This window comes from Planktothrix agardhii, from assembly GCF_904830935.1.
Taxonomy (GTDB): domain Bacteria; phylum Cyanobacteriota; class Cyanobacteriia; order Cyanobacteriales; family Microcoleaceae; genus Planktothrix; species Planktothrix agardhii.
Window position 1 is genome coordinate 778,500 of the sequence record NZ_LR882952.1, and the last position, 20,534, is coordinate 799,033.

Annotated in this window: 18 protein-coding genes and 1 riboswitch; of the genes, 9 read left to right on the forward strand and 9 right to left on the reverse strand. The window is 38.2% G+C overall.

From position 1 onward, the window contains the following. Positions 1-232 precede the first annotated feature (232 nt). Positions 233-1,684: a glycogen synthase GlgA gene (glgA, locus tag NMG88_RS03590; RefSeq protein WP_042151900.1), complete on the forward strand. Its 1,452-nt coding sequence runs from the start codon at positions 233-235 to the stop codon at positions 1,682-1,684. Between the two features lie 184 nt (positions 1,685-1,868). On the opposite strand, the gene NMG88_RS03595 is transcribed toward glgA, so the two are convergent. Together NMG88_RS03595 and NMG88_RS03600 are read right to left on the reverse strand one after the other, a co-directional pair. Further along, positions 1,869-2,285 (reverse strand): DUF1824 family protein, encoded by a 417-nt coding sequence (locus tag NMG88_RS03595; RefSeq protein ID WP_042151903.1) that lies wholly within the window; start codon positions 2,283-2,285, stop codon positions 1,869-1,871. Between the two features lie 175 nt (positions 2,286-2,460). Beyond that, entirely contained in the window at positions 2,461-3,072 is a 612-nt protein-coding gene (locus NMG88_RS03600; RefSeq protein WP_042151906.1) for a hypothetical protein, read from the reverse strand. A 271-nt stretch (positions 3,073-3,343) separates the two neighbouring features. On the opposite strand from NMG88_RS03600, the gene NMG88_RS03605 reads away from it, so the two are divergent. The 3 genes from NMG88_RS03605 (at position 3,344) to NMG88_RS03615 (ending at position 7,709) form a co-directional block, all read left to right on the forward strand. Then, entirely contained in the window at positions 3,344-3,682 is a 339-nt protein-coding gene (locus NMG88_RS03605; protein ID WP_026786734.1) for a ribbon-helix-helix domain-containing protein, read from the forward strand. Positions 3,683-3,891: 209 nt separating this feature from the next. Further along, on the forward strand, positions 3,892-5,025 hold the full coding sequence (locus tag NMG88_RS03610) for a response regulator (protein WP_027254717.1): 1,134 nt from the start codon (positions 3,892-3,894) through the stop codon (positions 5,023-5,025). Positions 5,026-5,027: 2 nt separating this feature from the next. Continuing rightward, positions 5,028-7,709: a PAS domain S-box protein gene (locus NMG88_RS03615; protein WP_254035118.1), complete on the forward strand. Its 2,682-nt coding sequence runs from the start codon at positions 5,028-5,030 to the stop codon at positions 7,707-7,709. Here NMG88_RS03615 and NMG88_RS03620 read toward each other — a convergent pair. After that, positions 7,680-7,874 (reverse strand): hypothetical protein, encoded by a 195-nt coding sequence (locus NMG88_RS03620; RefSeq protein ID WP_235750989.1) that lies wholly within the window; start codon positions 7,872-7,874, stop codon positions 7,680-7,682. The genes NMG88_RS03615 and NMG88_RS03620 overlap by 30 nt on opposite strands. A 20-nt stretch (positions 7,875-7,894) precedes the next feature. Here NMG88_RS03620 and NMG88_RS03625 point away from each other — a divergent pair, with 20 nt between their 5' ends. Further along, complete coding sequence (locus NMG88_RS03625) at positions 7,895-8,653, forward strand: aspartate/glutamate racemase family protein (protein WP_254035119.1); 759 nt, start codon at positions 7,895-7,897, stop codon at positions 8,651-8,653. On the opposite strand, the gene NMG88_RS03630 is transcribed toward NMG88_RS03625, so the two are convergent. Continuing rightward, a complete protein-coding gene (locus tag NMG88_RS03630; RefSeq protein WP_254035120.1) occupies positions 8,650-9,969 on the reverse strand; it encodes a dicarboxylate/amino acid:cation symporter in 1,320 nt (439 codons plus the stop codon). The two genes, NMG88_RS03625 and NMG88_RS03630, sit on opposite strands and share 4 nt — an antisense overlap. Positions 9,970-9,983: 14 nt before the next feature. Beyond that, entirely contained in the window at positions 9,984-11,123 is a 1,140-nt protein-coding gene (locus tag NMG88_RS03635; RefSeq protein WP_235765608.1) for a peptidoglycan-binding protein, read from the reverse strand. A gap of 202 nt (positions 11,124-11,325) precedes the next feature. Between NMG88_RS03635 and NMG88_RS03640 the strand changes: the two genes are divergently transcribed. Together NMG88_RS03640 and NMG88_RS03645 are read left to right on the forward strand one after the other, a co-directional pair. Further along, positions 11,326-11,778, forward strand: a complete 453-nt coding sequence (locus NMG88_RS03640) for a hypothetical protein (RefSeq protein ID WP_227366312.1) — start codon at positions 11,326-11,328, stop codon at positions 11,776-11,778. Positions 11,779-11,910: 132 nt separating this feature from the next. Next, positions 11,911-12,120: a hypothetical protein gene (locus NMG88_RS03645; RefSeq protein ID WP_235750992.1), complete on the forward strand. Its 210-nt coding sequence runs from the start codon at positions 11,911-11,913 to the stop codon at positions 12,118-12,120. On the opposite strand, the gene NMG88_RS03650 is transcribed toward NMG88_RS03645, so the two are convergent. The 4 genes from NMG88_RS03650 to NMG88_RS03665 form a co-directional block, all read right to left on the reverse strand. Further along, on the reverse strand, positions 12,117-13,445 hold the full coding sequence (locus NMG88_RS03650) for an SLC13 family permease (RefSeq protein WP_227350095.1): 1,329 nt from the start codon (positions 13,443-13,445) through the stop codon (positions 12,117-12,119). The two genes, NMG88_RS03645 and NMG88_RS03650, sit on opposite strands and share 4 nt — an antisense overlap. A 104-nt stretch (positions 13,446-13,549) precedes the next feature. After that, positions 13,550-14,611 carry a cation:proton antiporter gene (locus tag NMG88_RS03655; protein WP_227366311.1) on the reverse strand — a complete coding sequence of 354 codons (1,062 nt, stop codon included), beginning with the start codon at positions 14,609-14,611 and terminating at the stop codon, positions 13,550-13,552. 270 nt (positions 14,612-14,881) lie between these two features. After that, positions 14,882-15,032, reverse strand: a riboswitch (cyclic di-AMP (ydaO/yuaA leader). Between the two features lie 109 nt (positions 15,033-15,141). Next, positions 15,142-15,990 (reverse strand): M48 family metallopeptidase, encoded by an 849-nt coding sequence (locus NMG88_RS03660; protein ID WP_026786726.1) that lies wholly within the window; start codon positions 15,988-15,990, stop codon positions 15,142-15,144. A 159-nt stretch (positions 15,991-16,149) separates the two neighbouring features. Further along, positions 16,150-18,804 (reverse strand): Calx-beta domain-containing protein, encoded by a 2,655-nt coding sequence (locus NMG88_RS03665; protein ID WP_254035121.1) that lies wholly within the window; start codon positions 18,802-18,804, stop codon positions 16,150-16,152. A gap of 440 nt (positions 18,805-19,244) precedes the next feature. Here NMG88_RS03665 and ccmS point away from each other — a divergent pair, with 440 nt between their 5' ends. Both ccmS and NMG88_RS03675 read left to right on the forward strand, forming a co-directional pair. Next, on the forward strand, positions 19,245-19,685 hold the full coding sequence (gene ccmS, locus NMG88_RS03670; protein WP_227366309.1) for a beta-carboxysome assembly chaperone CcmS: 441 nt from the start codon (positions 19,245-19,247) through the stop codon (positions 19,683-19,685). 298 nt (positions 19,686-19,983) lie between these two features. Then, positions 19,984-20,529, forward strand: coding sequence for an LptA/OstA family protein (locus tag NMG88_RS03675; RefSeq protein ID WP_042151930.1), 546 nt, complete (start codon positions 19,984-19,986; stop codon positions 20,527-20,529). Positions 20,530-20,534: the final 5 nt, after the last annotated feature.

Genomic DNA, 20,534 nt, shown 5'->3' on the forward strand with positions numbered 1-20,534 from the left:
GAAAAGGCCTTGATAACTGAATCTCTAGCTACACCATCAATTCAGTTGATTTCGATAAAATTTACTGCTAATTGCAACATACAATACTATTTTGAAATTATTTTGAAGTGGGCATTACCTTTTCGATTGACCTAGATCGCTAATTCATCGAAACTAGATTAAAGCGTTTCAATAGTACGCCCACCAGAGGTATGATGACGTTACGGAGCAACTAAGGGAACGCAAAATCAAAATGCGAATTCTATTTGTCGCCGCAGAAGCGGCACCTTTAGCAAAAGTAGGTGGGATGGGAGATGTGGTCGGTGCATTGCCGCAGGTGTTGCGGGCAATGGGACACGATGTTCGCATCTTTATGCCCTATTATGGCTTTCTCGCCGATAAGATCAAAGTCCCCAAAGACCCGATCTGGTGGGGAAATGCCATGTATCAGCGTTTCGCTGTCTTTGAAACGGTATTTCCAAAAACAGATGTGCCATTATATTTATTTGGGCATCCCTCTTTTATGCCTCGTCGCGTTTATTACGGAGAGGATGAGGAGTGGCGGTTCACTTTATTTTCTAGTGGTGCGGCGGAATTTGCCTGGAATTATTGGAAACCCCATATCATTCACTGCCACGACTGGCATACCGGAATGATCCCTGTCTGGATGCAAGAAACACCGGATATTGCCACAATCTTCACTATTCATAATTTAGCATATCAAGGGCCTTGGCGTTGGTATTTGGAACGAATTACTTGGTGTCCTTGGTATATGCAGGGTCACAACACCATGGCGGCGGCGGTACAAGCCGCTGACCGAGTAACAACGGTTTCACCGACTTATGCTGAACAAATTCAAACCGCAGCTTATGGGGAAAATTTAGAAGGATTACTTTCCTTTGTCAGTGGCAAAATGACGGGAATTTTAAATGGAATTGATACGAATTCCTATAACCCGGCGACTGACCCTTATATTCCCGAACGGTTTACGGCTGATAGTTTGGAAAATCGCCGCGCCAATAAAGTTGCCATTCAAGAAGAAGTGGGATTAGAAGTTAATTCTAATACTTTTTTAATGGGGATGGTCACCCGATTAGTCGATCAGAAAGGGATTGATCTGGTAATACAAATTATGGATCAATTCTTATCCTATAGCGATTCTCAATTGATTGTTTTAGGAACGGGCGATCGCTATTATGAAACCCAATTATGGCACATGGCTTCCCGTTATCCAGGTCGGATGACGACACAATTATTGTTTAATGATGCCCTATCAAGGCGGATTTATGCGGGTTGTGATGCCTTTATTATGCCAAGTCGGTTTGAACCCTGCGGCATTAGTCAAATGTTGGCGATGCGTTATGGTTGTATTCCGATTGTTCGACGGACGGGCGGTTTAGTTGATACGGTATCCTATAATGATCCGATTAATTATCATGGTACGGGATACTGTTTTGATCGCTATGAACCCTTAGATTTTTATACCTCAATGGTTCGGGCGTCCGAAGCTTTCCGGTTTAAAGATCAATGGCGAGAACTGCAACGTCGGGCGATGGGTCAAAACTTTAGTTGGGAAAATTCCGCTAAAGAGTATATCCAACTTTACAACAATGTGATGGATGGTTATGGCGGTGTTTCTAATGAACCCGCACCCGAACCCGCACCACCTCAACCACCACCACCAACTCCTGGTGTTGTAGTTTAACCTAAATAGGTAATGGGTAATGGGTAATGGGTAATGGGTAATGGGTAATATTTCTGTTCCCTGTTCTCGTTCGACAAGCTCACGACGCAGCCTGTTCCCTGTTCCCTGTTCCCTGTTCCCTGTTCTCGTTCGACAAGCTCACGACGCAGCCTGTTCCCTGTTCCCTGTTCTTAATTTATTAATTTTAAGCAAATAAATCTAAAGGAAAATGTCCGTATACTCCATTAATTCCATTTTCTTCGGTGGATTGAAAGGAAATTAGCACCCCACGATATTTTTCTAAATAGGGACTAATATAAAAATTTTGACTGCGACCATTGAATTTTAAATAGACCGATTCCGAGATGGGTTCTAAGGCATGATCTTTTACATTAACTGAATATTCAAAGGCTTTTAAATACTCAGTTAATGCGGTTAAAGCCTGCGCCATGTCATCAGCACAAATGCCAATCATTTGATATTCAGATTCACGGTTAAGTAATAATAATGCGGCTTGAATCTTCACCTTTTCTGGATCGGAAATAGGGGAAATTACATCCGTACAAATAAAGCCCTTTAAAATGGCTTGGGCTTCTGGAATAGTTAATGGGGATATCATCATTAATTAGGAATTAGGCTTTGAAGTTATGGTTAGAAATAAAAGAACACCTGATGCACTATAGCACTACGCATTACAGTTAGGACACTTCTAAATCCAGCAAACCCAAAACCCATTACCCATTCCCTGTTCCGGTGTTCCGGTGTTCCGGTGTTCCGGTGTTCCCTAGCGCTATAGACTAGGCAGTGGCGTGGGTGATCTCTTGCCATCGTTGATGCCAAAGTTCCATGGCGGTTTCCCCCTGGGGTATGTCAATAAATTCTTGGCTTTGTTTTTGGAGTTCGGGGGCCAAGCGTTCTAAGCCATCAAAGCTATTGCAGTAACGCAAAATGGTTTTCCAGCCGTCGTACCATTGTTGACCTGCTTGTTGACGCTCCCGCAGGGGTCTGAGACGTTCTTCTTCTTGAGCTTGACGTTGGGCTTCCAGTTTCAATTGTTGGGATTTTTGCGCCCAGGCAGACCGCCATGCTTCTAAGAGGGAGGAGTCATACTGAGTTGGGTATTGCTTCACTTCTAAACTGAGCATTTCCCCTAGTTGATCTAAGTAAGGGCGATCGCCACTATTTTTAATCGCATCTAACCCCGTTTCTTTCCAGAGGGGTAGGCGACGATAGCTGATAAAAACAGCTTTTTTATGTTCAATTTTTACCCAAATTTGGTGTTGCCAGAATTCCAGGCGCTCAATGTTTCGAGGTGCGATACTGAGTAAGGTAGCAACTTCCAACCAGACACGGGCTAGAGGCCATTGACTCGGAACAATCACTCCAGCCTGAATTAAATTATGAGACATGGGCAAACACCTAGATTCTGCACGATAGTTTCCCAAATACTAGATATAGCGTCTTAATTGGGAATCACCAATGATTATACCCTATATTTGGAGTTTAGTCTAGGTCTTGAGGAAGAAAAATTGATAGGGTTTTTGAGTACAGACCCTAATACAATAGCAGAAGTTAACACCGTTGGCAAAAGCCAAACCTTAATTTAGATAGTTTTAATCTCACGTTATTTATACTACACTAATATTACACAAACGTCTAGTTTTTCAAGGAGAAAAAATTATGTATACCCTTCCTCGAACCTCAACAACCGATATGGAAGTCACCAGCATTCGCCTAGAACGGGATCTCAAAGAAAAATTAAAAGGACTGGCCAAGAACAAAGGCTATCAAGCATTGATTCGAGATATCCTTTGGAATTATGTCCAGCAAAAATCAGGAGATTATCGACCCCCCTTGACCAGAGAAGATATCCGCGCCCATATTTCCGCTATTGCAGAACAAGAGGAACGCTGCGTTTTAACAGGCAATATTATCCGACCCAAAGAAGCAATGTTTCTGGGACTCACATTTCAAGGCGATATGGTTCCCCTGAGTGTGGAGAGTGTAGGAGGCCAGTAATCACCGAATCTGAGGTAAAGATTTCCCAGTCCCCCTAAATCAAACAGGGGGATTTGGGGACTTTTGGGTTAACCTAATCCCCCTATCTACCTCCTACACCTCTACTCCTTTGGAATACTTTTTTTCCACAACTGGATTTGAGTAGATTATACTGGAAAAGCCGCTCTAAAAAGGCGAGGGTTTAAACCTAGATTTTTGGTACAAACTTTATGTCAGATCATCAAGGTCATATTTTAATTGTTGATGACACCCCCGATAACTTAAGACTGTTATCCAAAACTTTAAGTGAACAGGGGTACGAGGTTCAATGTGCTATTAATGGAAAATTAGCATTAATGGCGGTAAAACATGAGCCACCGGATTTAATTTTATTAGATATTAAAATGCCAGAAATGGACGGGTATGAAGTTTGTGAACGCCTAAAAATGCAAGAAGAAACGGCTGCAATCCCAGTAATTTTTTTAAGTGCCTTGGATGATGTTTTCGATAAAGTTAAAGCCTTTACTGTTGGGGGTGTGGATTATATTACTAAACCCTTTCAGGTAGAAGAAGTTTTTGCTCGAATTGAAAATCAACTGACCATTCGCCGTTTACAACAACAACTACAAAATAAAAATATTAAACTGGAACAATTAAATCAAGAGTTAAAGCGTTCTAATCGAGATTTAGAAGAATTTGCCTATGTCGTTTCTCACGATTTACAGCAACCTTTACAAACAATCACGGGATTTGCAGAACTGTTATTAGCCTTAAAATCCGAAATCAATTTAGAACAAGAAGCGGAGGAATATGTTAGCCCAATTTTAGAAGAGGGGATTAGAATGCAAGAACTAATCAAAAACTTGTTAGAATATAGCCGAGTCGGAACCAAAAAACGTAACTTTGAACCGACAGACTGTCAGGAAATTTTAAGAAAATCTTTAGCTGATTTACATAGTATAATTGAAAATAGTCTTGCAATTGTTACTTGTGAGAAGCTACCAATACTAATGGCAGATCGGATTCAATTAGGACAGTTATTTCAGAACTTAATTGCGAATGGAATTAAATACCAAAGTCCTAATATTCAACCTAAAATCGTAATTTCTGTTCAAGAAAAACCCGAAGAATGGCTATTTAGAGTTGAGGATAATGGGATCGGGATTAAACCAGAAAATTTTGATCGGATTTTTCAAGTATTTCAGCGTCTTCACACCAATCAAGAGTATCCAGGAACTGGGGTGGGGTTAGCTATTTGTAAAAAGATCATTGAACGTCATCAAGGGAGAATTTGGTTAGAATCAGAATGGCAAATTGGAACCACATTCTACTTTACCTTACCAAAATTAGATCAGGGTAATTAATTATGAAAAATTCTAAAGGGTCAAAAACACAAGTATTACAACAGCAACTCGAAGCAGAAATTAAAGCGCGTCAGCAACTGGAAATTGCACTCCAAGAAAGGCAATCCCATTGGCGAGATTTATTCCACTTATCTCCGATTGGAATGGTAGAAATTTCCTTGGAGGGGAAGTTTTTAGAAGTCAATTCTTCTTTTTGTAAGTTTGTGGGGTATTCTCAAGCTGAACTAATCGAATTTCAATTTAATCAAATTACCCATCCTGATGATCAAAACATTAGTTTTGAATCTTTCAATCAGTTAATTACTCAAAAAATATCACAATTTCAACTAGAAAAACGTTATCAACATAAACAAGGACATTGGGTTTATGCGATTGTCAATGGTTATTTACGTTTAGATGCTCAGGGGAAACCTTATTCTGTGATGACTCAAATTCAGAATATTACCCAACGTAAATTAGCGGAAGAAGATATTAAAGAACGAGAGGAATATTTACGTTTAATTTTAAATAATATTCCTCAACAAGTGTTTTGGAAAGACACCAATTTAGTCTTTAGAGGGTGTAATACAAATTGGGCAGAAGCCGCTAAGTTAGAAAGTCCAGAATATGTGAGGGGAAAAACCGATCATGATTTATTTTCTGATCCTAAAATTGGAGACTTTTTTCGCGCCCAAGATCGGCGGGTAATGGCATCTAAACAAGCGGAAATGCACTTAATTGCACCCAAACAAAAACTTTCTGCTGATGGGCGACAATTATGGTTAGATATTAGTCGGATTCCCATGCAGGATTCTGATGGAAATGTGATTGGAATTTTGGGGGTAATTGAAGATATTACGGAACGAAAAGAAATTGATGAAAAATTGAGATTAACGCAGTTTTCTATTGAAAAATCAAGGGATTATTTCTTATTTACAGATAGTAAAGCACAATTTTTTGATGTTAATGAAGCCGCTTGTAATGCTTTGGGATATTCCAGAGAAGAATTATTGAAAATGCAGGTTAAAGATATTGATGTTCAAGCACTTGATGATGCCTGGCCAATTTCTTGGGAGGAGTTAAAACAACAGGGTTCTTTTACCTTTGAATCTGTTCATTTAACCAAAACAGGTCAAGAAATTAGTGTTGAAATTACGCTCAGTTATTTAGAATATAATAATAAAGAATACGGTTGTGCAATTGTTCGGGATATTTGCGATCGCAAACAAGCTGAAATTGCCTTACAGCAAGCTAAAGAATCGGCGGAAACCGCAAATCGTGCTAAGAGTGAATTTCTCGCCCGCATGAGTCATGAATTGCGAACACCGATGAATGCTATTCTAGGATTTACGCAACTAATAGAACGAGATTTAAAGCGAAATCCTTTGGTATTGTTAGCCGAACATCAAGAGCATTTAGACATTATTGGTCGCAGTGGTGAACATCTGTTGAATTTAATTAATGATGTTTTAGAGATGTCTAAAATTGAAGCGGGACAAATTGTATTAAATCCCAGTAAGTTTGATTTACCGCGTCTTCTTGATTCGATTAAAGATATGTTAGCATTTAAAGCCAAATCTAAAGGTTTAGAGTTTAATATTATTTCCGATTTGGGTATGGCTGAATATATTGAAACTGATGAAAGTAAATTGCGACAGGTATTAATTAATCTATTAGGAAATTCAATTAAATTTACCAAAAAAGGGTCTATTACTTTAAAAGTTAAACCCTTAAATAATCAGATATCCCCAAATCAAATTTTACTCGGCTTTGAAATTGAAGATACTGGATCGGGAATTTCAGCAGAAGAATTAGAATTACTATTCCAACCGTTTATCCAGACTGAAACAGGCCGAAAATCTGAACAAGGAACTGGATTAGGTCTATCTATTAGTAAACAGTTTGTGCAATTAATGGGAGGAGAAATAACCGTCAATAGTCAAGTCGGAAAAGGCACAATATTTCAATTTTATATTCAAGCTAATTTAGCTATTTTTTCCGATATTCGTTCTGAAGAATTGACCCGACGAGTCATCAATTTAGCCCCCAATCAACCTAACTATCGGATTTTAGTAGTTGATGATAATTGGACAAATAGACAGTTAGTGATTAAGGTTTTAAAACCCTTGGGATTTCAATTAAAAGAAGCAGAAAATGGTCAAGAAGCCGTTACAATTTGGGATAATTGGCAACCAGATTTAATTTTTATGGATATGCGAATGCCGATTATGAATGGCTATGAAGCAACCCAAAGGATTAAACAGCATTTACAAGCAGGTCAATCTACGGTGATTATTGCCTTAACTGCTAGTGCTTTACAACAGGATCAATTAGTGTCTTTATCGGCGGGATGTGATGATTTTATTAGAAAACCCTTTCGAGTTGATTTGTTATTTGAAAAACTTTCTGAACATTTAGGAATTAGTTTTATTTATGAAGAAAATTTAGAGGATTTAAAAACCTCGACCTTAGAATTAAACCAGCTTGCAGAATTAACTCCAGAGGTGTTAGAATTATTGGCAAAACCGATTGTTCAAGAGTTATATCAAGCCGGATTAAAACTTAACTCTAGGTTAGTTGCTGAAGCGGTTAAAAAGATTCCACTTTCTCAAGAGTCGATTGGTAAATTATTAACTCAATTAGCCGATGATTTTCGGTATGATGTAATTATTGATTTAACAAAAGCGATCGCTGAAAATAATTAATGTTCTGGGAAAATTAACCTTAACTTCCACGTCAATCTTAGTGAGGGATTTAGCCATCAATTCTATCAATCCTCTTGCTGTTGGATCGGAGGGTTTTTGGGTTTTTAAGAAGTTACAAATTTTGTATTTTTCCGGTTTAATTCTATTCAGGTTAGATTTGATCATAAAATACAAGTATTTAATCCATGAAACAGCTAATGAAACAACAAGCTATTCCGGGAATTATTGGGGGGTTGGGGCCTTTAGCTCATATTGAATTAGAGCGTCACTTAATTGCTATAAATCAAGCGCGAGGAGCCTGTTGTGATCAAGATCATCCCGTTTGGTTTTTAGTTAATGCTACGGATATTCCGAATCGGACTCAAAGTATTATTGGAGAGGTGGAAAGTTGCACCCCCTGGTTAGTTAAGTATGGCAAAATTTTACAAACCGCCGGGGCTGATTTTTTAGTCATTCCTTGTAATACCTCCCATGCTTTTTATGATCAAGTTCAACCTCAATTAAATATTCCTTGGATTCATTGGATGCAGTCTACAAGTCTATTCATTAAAACCCATTATCCGCAATATCAAAATATTGGGGTTTTAGCAACAACAGGAACACTCAAAACCCAACTTTATCACCACAGTCTAACAGCATTGGGACTAAATTCTATTCAACCTGCCTTAAATTCTGAAGTCCAAAACCAGATTATGAATGCCATTTATCATCCGATTTGGGGCATTAAAGCCACAGGAATTCAAGTTTCTGCCCCGGCTTTAGAAATCTTAGTTAATGCGACTTATTGGTTAGCAGATCAAGGAGCAGAATTAGTGATTGCTGGATGTACGGAACTTTCTGTAGGTTTTGATTATTTAACAGATCTGCCTTTGATTTGGGTTGATCCGATGAAAATCATGGCCGAAATTACTTTAGATTTAGCTTGGGGATATTCTGCAATTTAGACCATTTCTCCTTGATCTATTACTGGATATTCAACTAAAATTCTAGGATCGGCAATAACCGAGGTTGATGCGATCGCAGTATGAACAATACATAAAGTTCGGAAAGGGTCAATAATCGGGTCAATGGCAATTAACAGGACTAACACCGCTTCCAAGGGTAATCCCAAGGGTTTTAGAACTAAATCTAATAGAGTTAGGGTTAAAACCCCCGTTGTCCCTGACGTTGCCATCCCCGCAAAAATCGAGGCAATAATAATAATTAAAAAACTCGATAAATTTAAGGATGTATTATACAACTGGGCAATAAAAACCGAAGATATTGCAAAATAGGTAACGGAACCAAATCGACAAATTGTAATCGCTAAGGGAGTGACTAAATCAACCGTTTGCAGATCAAATTTTAAGATTTCAGTTAAGGAGGAAATAGAGGAGGGTAAACAGGAAAAACTACTTCGGGTTGCTAGGGCTAATATGGTCGGTTCTTTTAAAGCTATACAGACATTTTTGAAGGAAGTCTTAGCTTGTTTAGCAACCACTAAGGTACTGAGACAATAGATTAAGGCATAGGCAAGAATCACCACTCCCACAAAATCACCCATAGCCAGAACAATGCCAAACCCGGTTTTAGCAATTTGGCTGGCTAATAGACAAAATAAGCCAAAAGGTAAGAGCAGAATCAGCCAATCAATTAATTGTTTTGAACTTTTATAAATAGTATCAAGAAGCTGAAAAAAGCTAGAAGATGATGATTCTTTTACCGACCCTAAAGCGATGCCAAAAATAATTGAAAAAAACAAAATTTTTAGGGTATTACCATCGCTCAAAGCTGAAAAAATATTGTCAGGAACTAAGTTGAATAAAAAAGAGATTAACATAGAAGTTTCTTCTGGTTTAGGGTTATCACTGCTCAAAGAAACTTCTAAATCTAGTTCTGATGAATTAACAATTACCCCTAAAGCTGTTAAAGTTGATTCATCTAAATTTCCCCCTGGATTAGTCACGACAGCTATGGTCATACCGATGACGCTAGAGGCTAATAGTCCAAGAGAAAAAACCAGCAGAATGCGTTTGATATATTTCTCAGTGTCTTGACTACTAATTAACCGCCCAACACTCATGGTTGTCGCCGAGAATAATATCGGCAAAACACACATTTTTAATAAGGCTAAATACAAATTGCCAAAGGGCGTTAAAAAAGTGGCTATTTCTTTTTGGAATATGCCAAAATATAGCCCTAATACAATTCCTGGAACAATCGCCAAGGGATGACGCAATATTTTGAATAATTGAGCAAAATTAAAATATTTTTTCAGCATTTTCAGGATAATATTTATTGTGGTTTGGGTTGTCCGGTTTTTCCAAAGATATGAGAATATTCTTCGATGAGACTATCAACGGTATAGTTGATTTTGTTCAAGTCTAGGTAGAGATTAACAAATTGTAAAAGATGCCCACTTGACCAAGGAAGGGCAATTGCAATCGGATCGTAACTATCTGAGAGGGCAACCGTTTTAAAATTTAATGCTATATTAGGTTGATTCAGAATAATTTTTTTTACTTCCAATTCATCCCGATAAGCTGCTAAAACATCACCATTGATTGCGGCTTTAATTACATCCTCCCAAGTCGTAAATTCAACAATTTTAGCTTGGGGAAATTTCTCTTTGGTAAATCCCACATAGGATGATCCTTGAATCACTCCAATTTTTCCTTCAAAATTCTTTAAAAAATCAACCATATCTTTCCCTTTTGACGCTTTTGCTAATTGTAAACGATTGATTAATAGACCATGCCTTAAGGTTAAATAGGGACGGGAAAAAGAAACCATTTTGGCTCTGGCCAAAGTCTGACTTAGTTTAGAAATCCCTAAATCGGCTTTTTGAGAATTGACAATATCCACGACATCATTAAAGGTTTTAGCCGTGCGATCAATTTTGAGAGAAACACCTAAAGCCGTGGCTAAATCTTGGGCTATTTTAATATCTAACCCGATTAAATTACCATGTTTATTTTTGACAAAAAATGGAGGACTATCAATTCCTAAAATAGCAACAATTAGCTGATTTCGATCTACAATCGTTTGCAGGTCGGGGGACAAACCAACAGAGGAAGTAGTTAACCCGATGGTGGAAGTAGCCTCAGCCCTAGTGCTATCATTGGGCTGGAGGTATTGCCAAGTTTGAGGATCAACTGTTCCCGTTGCCTCTAAGCCCATACTGACCTGCAAATTATAAACAGCCTCTTGTGTCCCTTCTCCATAAACTCCATCTAATGCACCAGGGTAATATCCTCGTTTTTTCAATTGAGTTTGTAAGTCGATGACTTGATTTCCCTGACTGTTAGGAGTGGGTAATGGTTGATCGAGATTAGATTGAAAAGTCACAGATATTGCCTGGGTTTCAGCAGTTTTTGCTGTTGTTTCCTTCGATAAGATATTGCTGGTTGAAATAGCAAAATCTGCCCTTGTCACCAGGATAGCTACAATGGTTGCTATACAAAAAATAATCCCGATCAATTTTATGAATGTCTGCTTCCTACTAGGGGGAATTGACATATTATTTTCCAAACTCTAATTCCTATTATACTCTGGTTGTGCTATTCTTATAAAAATTCATAACTGCGTCAGGAAAATTCTACATATTTATTTGGAATTGGGCATAATTTCTGACATTTTGCAGATAAAGCATCTACTTTTAAACTTTCCCACCGGAACACCTCGGTTTAATAAATTACCGGATTTCAGTCATATTGCCTATCCTCATGGGGATTATGTCGGCGCTCAACGGGTGACAACAGCTTTTGAAAAGCAAAATACGTTTAAACTGCATTTTCGTCAATGGGATGAAGAAAGAAAATTAGCGATTAAAACAACAGATCAGTATGAATTAATCGGCCAAAAACTGCAATTAATTAAAACCACCCAAATTGAAGAACCGAATTGGTATACCCCTGGTTGTCCTTGGTATCGAGATGCACTGAAAACCCTAGGTCAAGCGGCTTGGACTGTCTATGTTTATCGCTCTACCAATACCCATGGAATTGACTCTAATATCGCGCTTTATAAAGAACAAACGGATAACATCTATTGGCGGTTAATCAATTACATTGGTTCATCGGAACAGTAATTCCAGAAGATCAATACATGGGAACAATCAAAAAAAATAATAAGATTTTATTGGGGTTTGTAATAATGTTGGGTCTCGGTTTTATTTACCGATATTCGCATATTATATACGGTAATTGGAGATGCAGTAAATGTGGCGGCGCGTTTGGAAACCTTAACTAAGGAATATCCTGAATATACCATTTTAATTAATGAATTAACTGCTAACGCTATTGCAGAACATCATGGTATTGTTCTTAAAAGTTTAGGTGAAATTAAAGTCAAAGGTCGCCAAAAGCCCGTAGAAGTTTATGCGGTTTTAGATTGGATAAAAGAAGAAATTTCTGTTATCACCCCGGTTTAAATTAGGAAGGCAAAGGTAACATATAACATCGCCACGAATATTTGCACAGCCATGACTGGAATCCCATAATGAAGAAAGGTTTTAAAGGAAATAGTGCGCCCATGTAGTTCGGAAATTCCGGCGGCGACAATATTAGAAGAAGCTCCCACCAATGTGCCATTTCCGCCCAAGGTTGCCCCAAACATCATTGCATAAAATAGCGGTAATACTTCCGGGGGAAACTGTCCGTTAAAAGCCGGGTCAAGCACTTCTGCACCGACAAATCCCACATTAACTAAATATTGTTTTAATAGGGGAACCATCGCCACAACTAAGGGAATATTAGGCACAACACTAGAAATAATCCCTACTGTTACTAATAATAAAATTGAACCTAGAGCGATATTTTTTCCTAAAATCACCGCTAGAAGTCCCGATAAATTGCTAATCACTCCAGTTTTTTCTAGTCCTCCAATTAAAACAAAAATTGACATAAAGAAAATTAAGGTACTCCAGTCTAAATCCCGCAAAATATTATTAACGGTATCAATTTTACTATGATGAGCTAACATTAAGGCTAAAGCTGCCCCTAATAAAGCCACCGCCGCCGGAGAAATAGGAACGGGTAAGGTTTCTCCAATTACAAAAAAAGTTAAAACAAAGACCATAATTAAACTTCCCAGTGCTAGAATCCGAGGATGATTAATTTTAGGATGGGGTAAATCTTCTAAATGTTCAAATTTTGTATTCCAGGTTTTACGGAATAAAATTGGTAATAAAATCACTACACTCACCACCGCCAATGCTCCCCCTATACTCAAGCGTTGTAGGTATTCAACAAAGCTAATATTAATCGCATCTCCGACAATAAATGTGGCAGGATCTCCTACTAAGGTTAATAATCCTGAACTATTAGCAATGAATACCATTAAAATTAATAAGGGGACAAAATCAATCCCTATATCCTGAGCAATAGGAGGAATTAAAGGCGCTAATAACATCACGGTTGTAGCGTTGGGTAATACGGCACAAATGGGAGTGGTTAACGCTACTATTCCTAACAATAACCTTTTCCCTTCTCCCTTAGCCATCAAAATCATTTTAACGGCTAAATAATCAAAAATTTTAGTCGGTTCAAAGGCACGAACTAAAACCATCACGCCAAAAAATAAAGCTAAAGTTGCATAACTTCGACTGATATAATTAACAGCCTCGGTTAAAGTCATTACATGGAAAAAAATCAGGAGGAGAGCCCCTAAAAACGCTGCAATAGTGAGGTGTAACCATTCCCCCATGATTGAAATAATCGCCCCAACAAAAATAATTCCAGCAATAAAAGAATCCATGGTTTCTATTGATAATAGGAGTTGAAAACAAACAAATACCCGAAAATTAATTAATTGTTTTAATGGTATCACATATTTGCCAAAATAGCACTAATTTTTAGTGATTAATGAATTGGTTTTTTTGAGGAGGAAACAGAGTTTATTTTTGCGGTAAAATTGATCGGCTTTGATAAGGTTTTATCCTGTATTTTACCCATAAATATTTTTTCTTTAAATTCTCCTGTGAGTGTTAATTGATTGGGATCTGGGGATAGATATGATGAACAAAATAATAACGGATTTGAAATTCCTGATAAGATCATTTCTGGCTCTTTGAATTTGCCACTTAATACAATTTTATCCAGATTATCTTTAGATTTTTCTAATACTAAAAAGGCTCCAAAAATCAAGTGAATTCCGATCAATTCGGTAATTAATGCAGAAGCCACCACTCCCATATAAATCCAAGCTAAAACCCATTGGGTAAGTCGCCCTGTGCGTTGATAATGGATCGAGAGTTTTCTTAATAACCACCGTCCGGCGGTTGCCATTAAAATAATATACAGAATTGAGGCAATAATTGTGGGAAATGCCCCCGATATACTGTTAGTTCGGGTAACGGCGATCGCTAAGGCTAATAAACACCATGCAGTCACATCATCAACGGCGGCGCAAGTTAAAGCCAACGTTCCTAAACGAGTTACTTGTAAATTATTTTCTGTTATAATTCGGGCTAAAACTGGAAAAGCGGTAATTGATAAAGCCGAACCTAAAAATAAAGCAAATGCTGTGAAGGAAACGCCATTATTAGAAACAATTGGATATAGAATTAATGCGGTCGAAATTCCTAATGCAAAGGGAACTACAATACTAACATGAGAAATTAAAACTGCCTTTTCTAGTTGCCCACTTAAATATTTAGGGTTTAGTTCCAACCCAATTAAAAACATGAAGAAAATCAGTCCAATTTGTGATAAAATATTCAAGTAGGGCAAAGTTTCGGCAGGAAATAAAGCCGTCATCACATTAGGAGCAATTAACCCTAATAATGATGGCCCCAACATAATTCCAGCAATAATTTCTCCAATCACTAATGGTTGTTTAATTTGACGACAGAATAATCCCATTAATCGGGATAATCCAATCACGATTAAAACTTGCAGGAGAACTAAAATCGCAGGGTTCATAGTCAGCATCAAATGGGAATAATACAAAATTCAAGGGTAGATTAATGTTTGTTAATCCCCGCATTCGTTGAATTTTAGGATGGGTTATATATAATATCTGTGATTACCGAAAATTAGCAAACCAAAAAAACTAGCCATTTCCATGACCCTCACACACCTTTGCAAGTGGGTTTGATTCTCGTATTCAACCCTCAAGGATTGAGTATTAATAACAGAGTCTGATGTACTTAGAATTCCGGTGAGGGCAATGGTAAAAACTTTGCCGATCAACAGTCTTCTCTCACAGCCGACGGGGTTAGCTGACGGGCTAGGACTGAGAGATGTCCTTCTCGACAATCACAAACAATCGAAGATAAGCCCCTAAAGATGGTTCCCCCGCTCCTAACTCATTAAAAAAGAGTGGATTAGGCTGACTGACTATACTTGATAGGTTAACTTAACATATTGATTGAATTTTGTCTATCCATAGCAATCAAAAGCGCCCTGAACTTCGATTCAAGGCGCGTAAAGTTTCGATTAATTCGTTGAAATTAAGATAAAATTCGTTCAACGGTAGCGCGATAGGAATTGCTATCTAATCCATCACCTGAATTAACCTGACTCGGATCAATAAGTCTTTGCATGGCGGAAATCCGATCGCCTGTAGCCGGGTGAGTGCTGAGAATTGTTGGCGGAGAACCACTTTTTAACAGTTTAGCCATAAAATCAACGGCGCCTCGTGGAGCATAACCCGCCCGGGCTAGGGTAGCTAAACCCATGCGATCGGCTTCATATTCAGCTTCACGGCTTTTAGGGCGGTTTAAGGCTAATTCCACCCCAATTTGGACTAATTTATTCTGATCCGCACCCACAGCCGTAGCCACCCCCGCAGCCACAGCTGCTTGGCGCATTTGTTTAATCGCATGACGTCCGGCAATATGTCCGATTTCATGGGCCATTACACTCGCTAATTCTGCTTCATTACTAGCAGCGGCAATTAACCCGGTATTAACATAAACAAACCCGCCCATAGTAGCAAAAGCATTGACACTACTATCATCAATTACTTGAAAAGTATAGGGAATATTCGGGCGATCGCTGGCTTGGACTAGACGTTGACCAATTTGATTAATATAGCTTTGAGCCTCTTGATTACGAAATAATTTAACTTGTTTTGAGAGTAATTCTTGATTAATTTGTTCCCCGATCGCAATTTCCTGACGTGCAGATAAATTCGATAATTGGATGACTTGAATTCCTCTAAAAATTAATTCTGGTAAAGGAATTGCCAAAGTTGCGACCGTCGAACTCAATACAATACTCAGGCTAAGAGTTATTGAAATAACCGGATATAACCAACGACGGCGCAAAGATCTGGCAATTGTCAAACGTTTTAACATAATAAGTGCAGGGATAATTTACAGGTTATACCAAAAAACCCGTTGTTGCGCTTCTAGCGCATCATCAGAGGGTATTTAAACTGATCGACGCAGATCTAAGAAACTAGGTTTCTCAATCAAAGATAACGGTTAGAAACCTAGCGAGTGATCAATGATTTCCTAAACCGACCAAGTGGCTAAATAAGCATCATTTCCTCCTAATGGATTAGGATTAATCGCGTTAGTTGTTATTGTAACAGATGGTTGGGTTACTGTTCCCAAAATCACCGCTTGACCCTTCGCAACTGCAAAACCATTCACACTGCCTTTAGCACCATCTACGTCACCAGTTTGGGTTAACGGAGTCCAGAATTTTCTGATAGTATAATCTGCAGATAATCCTAATACTGCCATTTCTCCCAAGGTATAAGCACCAACGGGTTGACTATTAATCGTTTTACCAGGACGATTTTGTAATTGGAAAGCCGAAGATCCTCCTATATATATATTACCAAATTCGTCAGCCGTAATCGAATTGGGAGTAAAACTATTCGCCCCAGTGCTAGTGCGGGTGACAATAAATTGACCCTGATCAACTATTCCAGTATTAGGATTAATTTTGGCGTGAAATGTGAAAGATCCTGCACCAGCGCCAGAGAAATTATTAAAAGAATCCACATTAACTAAGGTTGCTAAAGTTTGAGTAATGTTTTGACCATTGCGTTGAAAAACGTTATTTCCTCCATCGGTTTTTCCTAATAAATAAAGTCCGCCATCTTTACCAATAGTAATACGTTCTCCCCGGGTATCTGCCCTTAAGTTTTGTCCGGTGACTTCCGTTGCACTGAAATCCCAAGTTTTCCATAAGGAATTCAAGGCAGAATCAAACCCTCGTAAGAAAGGAGTTTGTAAAAGACTGGTAACTTGATTATACCCGGTAACAAAGACTTGTTTTGTGGTAGGATCAATAGTGATATCCGCGGGATTGACATTGGTTCCGGTTAAGGTTGTGCTAGTTAATTGAGTTCCGGTTCCATTCCATAAAATAATAGTATCGGTACTATTATTTAAAGTGGCAACTGTACCATCATTGGCGATCGCAACTCGATTAAAAGTTCCCGGTTGTGACCATAAAACTGTATTAGCTGTAGGGTTATAAACCTTAATTCCAAAATCCCCAACTGCTACAATTTCCCCACTATCTCGATCCACATCTAAATCATTAACAATACCGCCTAATGGTGTATTGGATAAGGAGGCAGTATTGCCATTTTGTAATCGTTGAATTGCTCCCACACCGTTAAAATTACCAGCAATAATAATATTATTATCAACCGGGGAAATTTCAACCGATGCACCACTATCATTTCCAGTAGTTCCTAAATAGGTTGCACTATTTAACAGGAGATTATCACTCGGATCATTATCAACAATTTGCAATATAGCTGTGTTTTGAGTTCCGACCGTTGCAGTTCCGGCGGTAATAGTTAATGCTAAATTAACGGTTTCCGTCGGTTCAAATATCGTATCATCAATGACCGGAATTATTACAGTTTTTGGAGTAATATCTCCATCTGCAAAAGTCACAGTTACGGGAGTATTAGTATAATCTAAAATTGCCGTTGCAGTTCCATCCGTTGGGGTGATTTGTGCCGTCACTAAACCACTACTTTCTCCCGTTCTATTAATGGTAATAGTGTTAATAAGTGTGCCATTTTCATTAACACTAAAATTAGCAGAACTAAACCCTAAAACACTAAGAGGTACTGGTGTTGGAACTGGTGTCGGTACAGAGGTTGGTATTGGAGTTGGTATTGGAGTTGGTATTGGAGTCGGTACTGGTGTTGGAACTGGTGTCGGATCGGGTGTTGGAACTGGTGTCGGATCGGGTGTTGGAACTGGTGTGGGATCGGGTGTTGGTATTGGAGTCGGTACAGAGGTTGGTATTGGTGTGGGATCGGGTGTTGGTATTGGAGTCGGTACAGAGGTTGGATCGGGTGTTGGATCAAAACCGTCAAAAACAAAATTATCAGAATTGAGACTATTACTATTTACATTTTTGAGAATTGCTAAATATTCACTAGAATTTTTATCCTGAATAATCGTATCATTAGCATATTCTCCAGTACCTTGAGTAATATTTAAAGCCAAGAATGTCAGATCTGCTAATAATCCAATAGTATCTTGATTTAAAGTAAAATCTGTGATAATATCAGCATCATTAATAGCAAATTCTCCCATCGTTTTGCCAATATAAAATAGATCATTACCATCTCCACCCGTTACCGTATCAGCACCAAAATCTCCATGGAGAATATCATCCCCAAAATCACCAAATAATTGATCATCTCCTTCACCTCCGGCGACTAAATCATCCTCTTTTCCCCCATAAATAATATCGTTATTCTGATTTCCAAATAATGTATCTGCACCGCGATCGCCCAAAATAAAATCATTTCCTACATCACCAAAAATCAGATCATCATCTTGACCTCCCGCTAAAGTATCGTCATCTTGACCAGCATAAATACTATCATTTCCTAGATTACCAAAAATTAGATCAGCTTGTTGGTTTCCTCCTAAAATATCATTCCCTTCTAAACCATAAATAGTATCATTTCCCCCCAGAGCAAAAATATTATCCTGAAATGCAGTACCAATAATTAAATCAGAATTATTGGTAGGAATAAAATTAGTTTCAGTCGGAGTAATATTTGTAAAACTTCTACCCATGGGAAGATTAACCCCTAAACCAAAAGATAAGCTTTGAGGATTAGGAATAATTTGGGTCGGACTGAAAAACAAATTTCCAGAATCAAAAGTGTCGAGACTCATAATCTAATTTTCCTCGCAAAGACTCGCAATAGCTATACTATTTTTCAGGATATTTTCAATTAATCAGGAAAATATTTAATTTAATCTGATTAAAAATTTAGTAGATTTAAAAGCTGTTTAAACCCTGATCCTGAAATTAATGCACTAAACAGCGAAGACGATTTATTGAGGCAAAAAGTTTCTCAAATTTAGATTTTTTTATCCAAATTATTGATTTATAAAAGTAATTTAATATACATCAAATTTAAAAAATACCGTATTTTTAAGGATACTCAGTTATTGATTACATCCTGTACTCATTGAAAATACTGAGTAAATTCATGACTTTTATTACAGTTATTCTAGTTTTGATCAGTAGATCGACTTAGATCTATAGAATTTGATAGAATTGACCCATAATGGGTTAAAATAGGATCTCAGTGAAAAACAGTCGTCGAAAAATGATTAAACCTGATAGCACTCAACCCGGTTTAGGACAGCAAAGTTGGCAAAGTCAGTTGGATCGGTTTGTGAAAGATAACCGTCAGGAATTCGCCGCCTTAACTTGGGGTTTACACCTACAATGGGGAGAAGAACCCAATACCCTCGGAATTGATCTCAAACCTGCCCCCCACTTTGTCGCCTGTCCGAAATCAACTATTGAACAACTGAATCAAAATGTTGAAAATCGCTTAAAAGAAATTGTCGGAATTGTAGACGGGTATCAACCGGAAAAAGAGGTATTAATCATTGGAATTGGTTTTGATCATGTCAGATTAATTTATTTTGAATCTAATCCTACTCCCCCAGAATGTTTTCAACAAGTTGGAAAAGATGTCGATACTTTATTAAAACATTTAGAAGATTCTATGAATCAAATCATAAATATTTCTAATCAGTAGATACTGTCCAGTTTTGTGTGGGCCTGTCATCTTATTTACCTTGAGTTATTTACCTTGAAAAAGAGCGATCACCCTCGTAGATTTGGCATTAATAGAGTGCGTGTGATGTAGAGTTGGTTTAAGGGCGATCTATATTGCCTTTTGCTATATATTCAGCATTTTAAGTATTTGAGTAGGTTTGAGTAAGTGTCATGAAGCGGATAGAGTACAATGGACACACCGACTATAAGGTGTCAATTTCAATGTCTACGACTCAATTGCACCGCCCAGTCAACATTTTAGAGTTTCCAACATCATAATGCTGATTGCCAAACTGTTAAATTCAATCACCCTTCCCTTGGGGTTGACACTCCTGTTACCCATTGCCCTAGTTAGTAGTTTCCTTACAGATAGTGTAGTCAGTTCTGCGGCTAGTTATGCCCAAGCCCCCCCAGCAGCCAAAAACGCCGTCGGGAGGGCGATGACCGTGCGCTCCGATATTCAAGAAGCCGATGCTCAAACGGGAATTGTCACCGCTAGGGGCAATGTTCAAATTAACTATCCCGCCCGCAGTATTCAGGCCACCGCAGCCCAAGCCCAATATTTTAGTCGAGAACGTCGAATTATTCTCAGTGGAAATGTATTTGTTTTGCAAGAAGGGAATACAATTCGCGGGGAAACCGTCACCTATTTAATTGATGAAGGACGGTTTATCGCCTTACCGCAAGGGGGAGGACAGGTCGAATCTATGTATTTAGTACCCGATGAGAGTGCCAGCCCGAAAAACGCAACAGTTGAACCTTTTAATCCTAAACCTGCTTTTAAAAACCCATTAAGCGCGCCTTCAGCACCGCGTAATCCTTAAATAAT

Excerpts from the sequence above, each read along its gene's own strand:
- NMG88_RS03610 (WP_027254717.1), top strand. The coding sequence starts at position 3,892 with ATGTCAGATCATCAAGGTCATATTTTAATTGTTGATGACACCCCCGAT.
- NMG88_RS03660 (WP_026786726.1), bottom strand. The coding sequence starts at position 15,990 with ATGTTAAAACGTTTGACAATTGCCAGATCTTTGCGCCGTCGTTGGTTA.
- NMG88_RS03620 (WP_235750989.1), bottom strand. The coding sequence starts at position 7,874 with ATGATCAAATCTAACCTGAATAGAATTAAACCGGAAAAATACAAAATT.
- NMG88_RS03655 (WP_227366311.1), bottom strand. The coding sequence starts at position 14,611 with ATGAACCCTGCGATTTTAGTTCTCCTGCAAGTTTTAATCGTGATTGGA.
- NMG88_RS03650 (WP_227350095.1), bottom strand. The coding sequence starts at position 13,445 with ATGGATTCTTTTATTGCTGGAATTATTTTTGTTGGGGCGATTATTTCA.
- NMG88_RS03595 (WP_042151903.1), bottom strand. The coding sequence starts at position 2,285 with ATGATGATATCCCCATTAACTATTCCAGAAGCCCAAGCCATTTTAAAG.
- NMG88_RS03600 (WP_042151906.1), bottom strand. The coding sequence starts at position 3,072 with ATGTCTCATAATTTAATTCAGGCTGGAGTGATTGTTCCGAGTCAATGG.
- NMG88_RS03605 (WP_026786734.1), top strand. The coding sequence starts at position 3,344 with ATGTATACCCTTCCTCGAACCTCAACAACCGATATGGAAGTCACCAGC.
- NMG88_RS03615 (WP_254035118.1), top strand. The coding sequence starts at position 5,028 with ATGAAAAATTCTAAAGGGTCAAAAACACAAGTATTACAACAGCAACTC.
- NMG88_RS03675 (WP_042151930.1), top strand. The coding sequence starts at position 19,984 with ATGCTGATTGCCAAACTGTTAAATTCAATCACCCTTCCCTTGGGGTTG.
- NMG88_RS03665 (WP_254035121.1), bottom strand. The coding sequence starts at position 18,804 with ATGAGTCTCGACACTTTTGATTCTGGAAATTTGTTTTTCAGTCCGACC.
- ccmS (WP_227366309.1), top strand. The coding sequence starts at position 19,245 with ATGATTAAACCTGATAGCACTCAACCCGGTTTAGGACAGCAAAGTTGG.
- NMG88_RS03625 (WP_254035119.1), top strand. The coding sequence starts at position 7,895 with ATGAAACAGCTAATGAAACAACAAGCTATTCCGGGAATTATTGGGGGG.
- NMG88_RS03630 (WP_254035120.1), bottom strand. The coding sequence starts at position 9,969 with ATGCTGAAAAAATATTTTAATTTTGCTCAATTATTCAAAATATTGCGT.
- glgA (WP_042151900.1), top strand. The coding sequence starts at position 233 with ATGCGAATTCTATTTGTCGCCGCAGAAGCGGCACCTTTAGCAAAAGTA.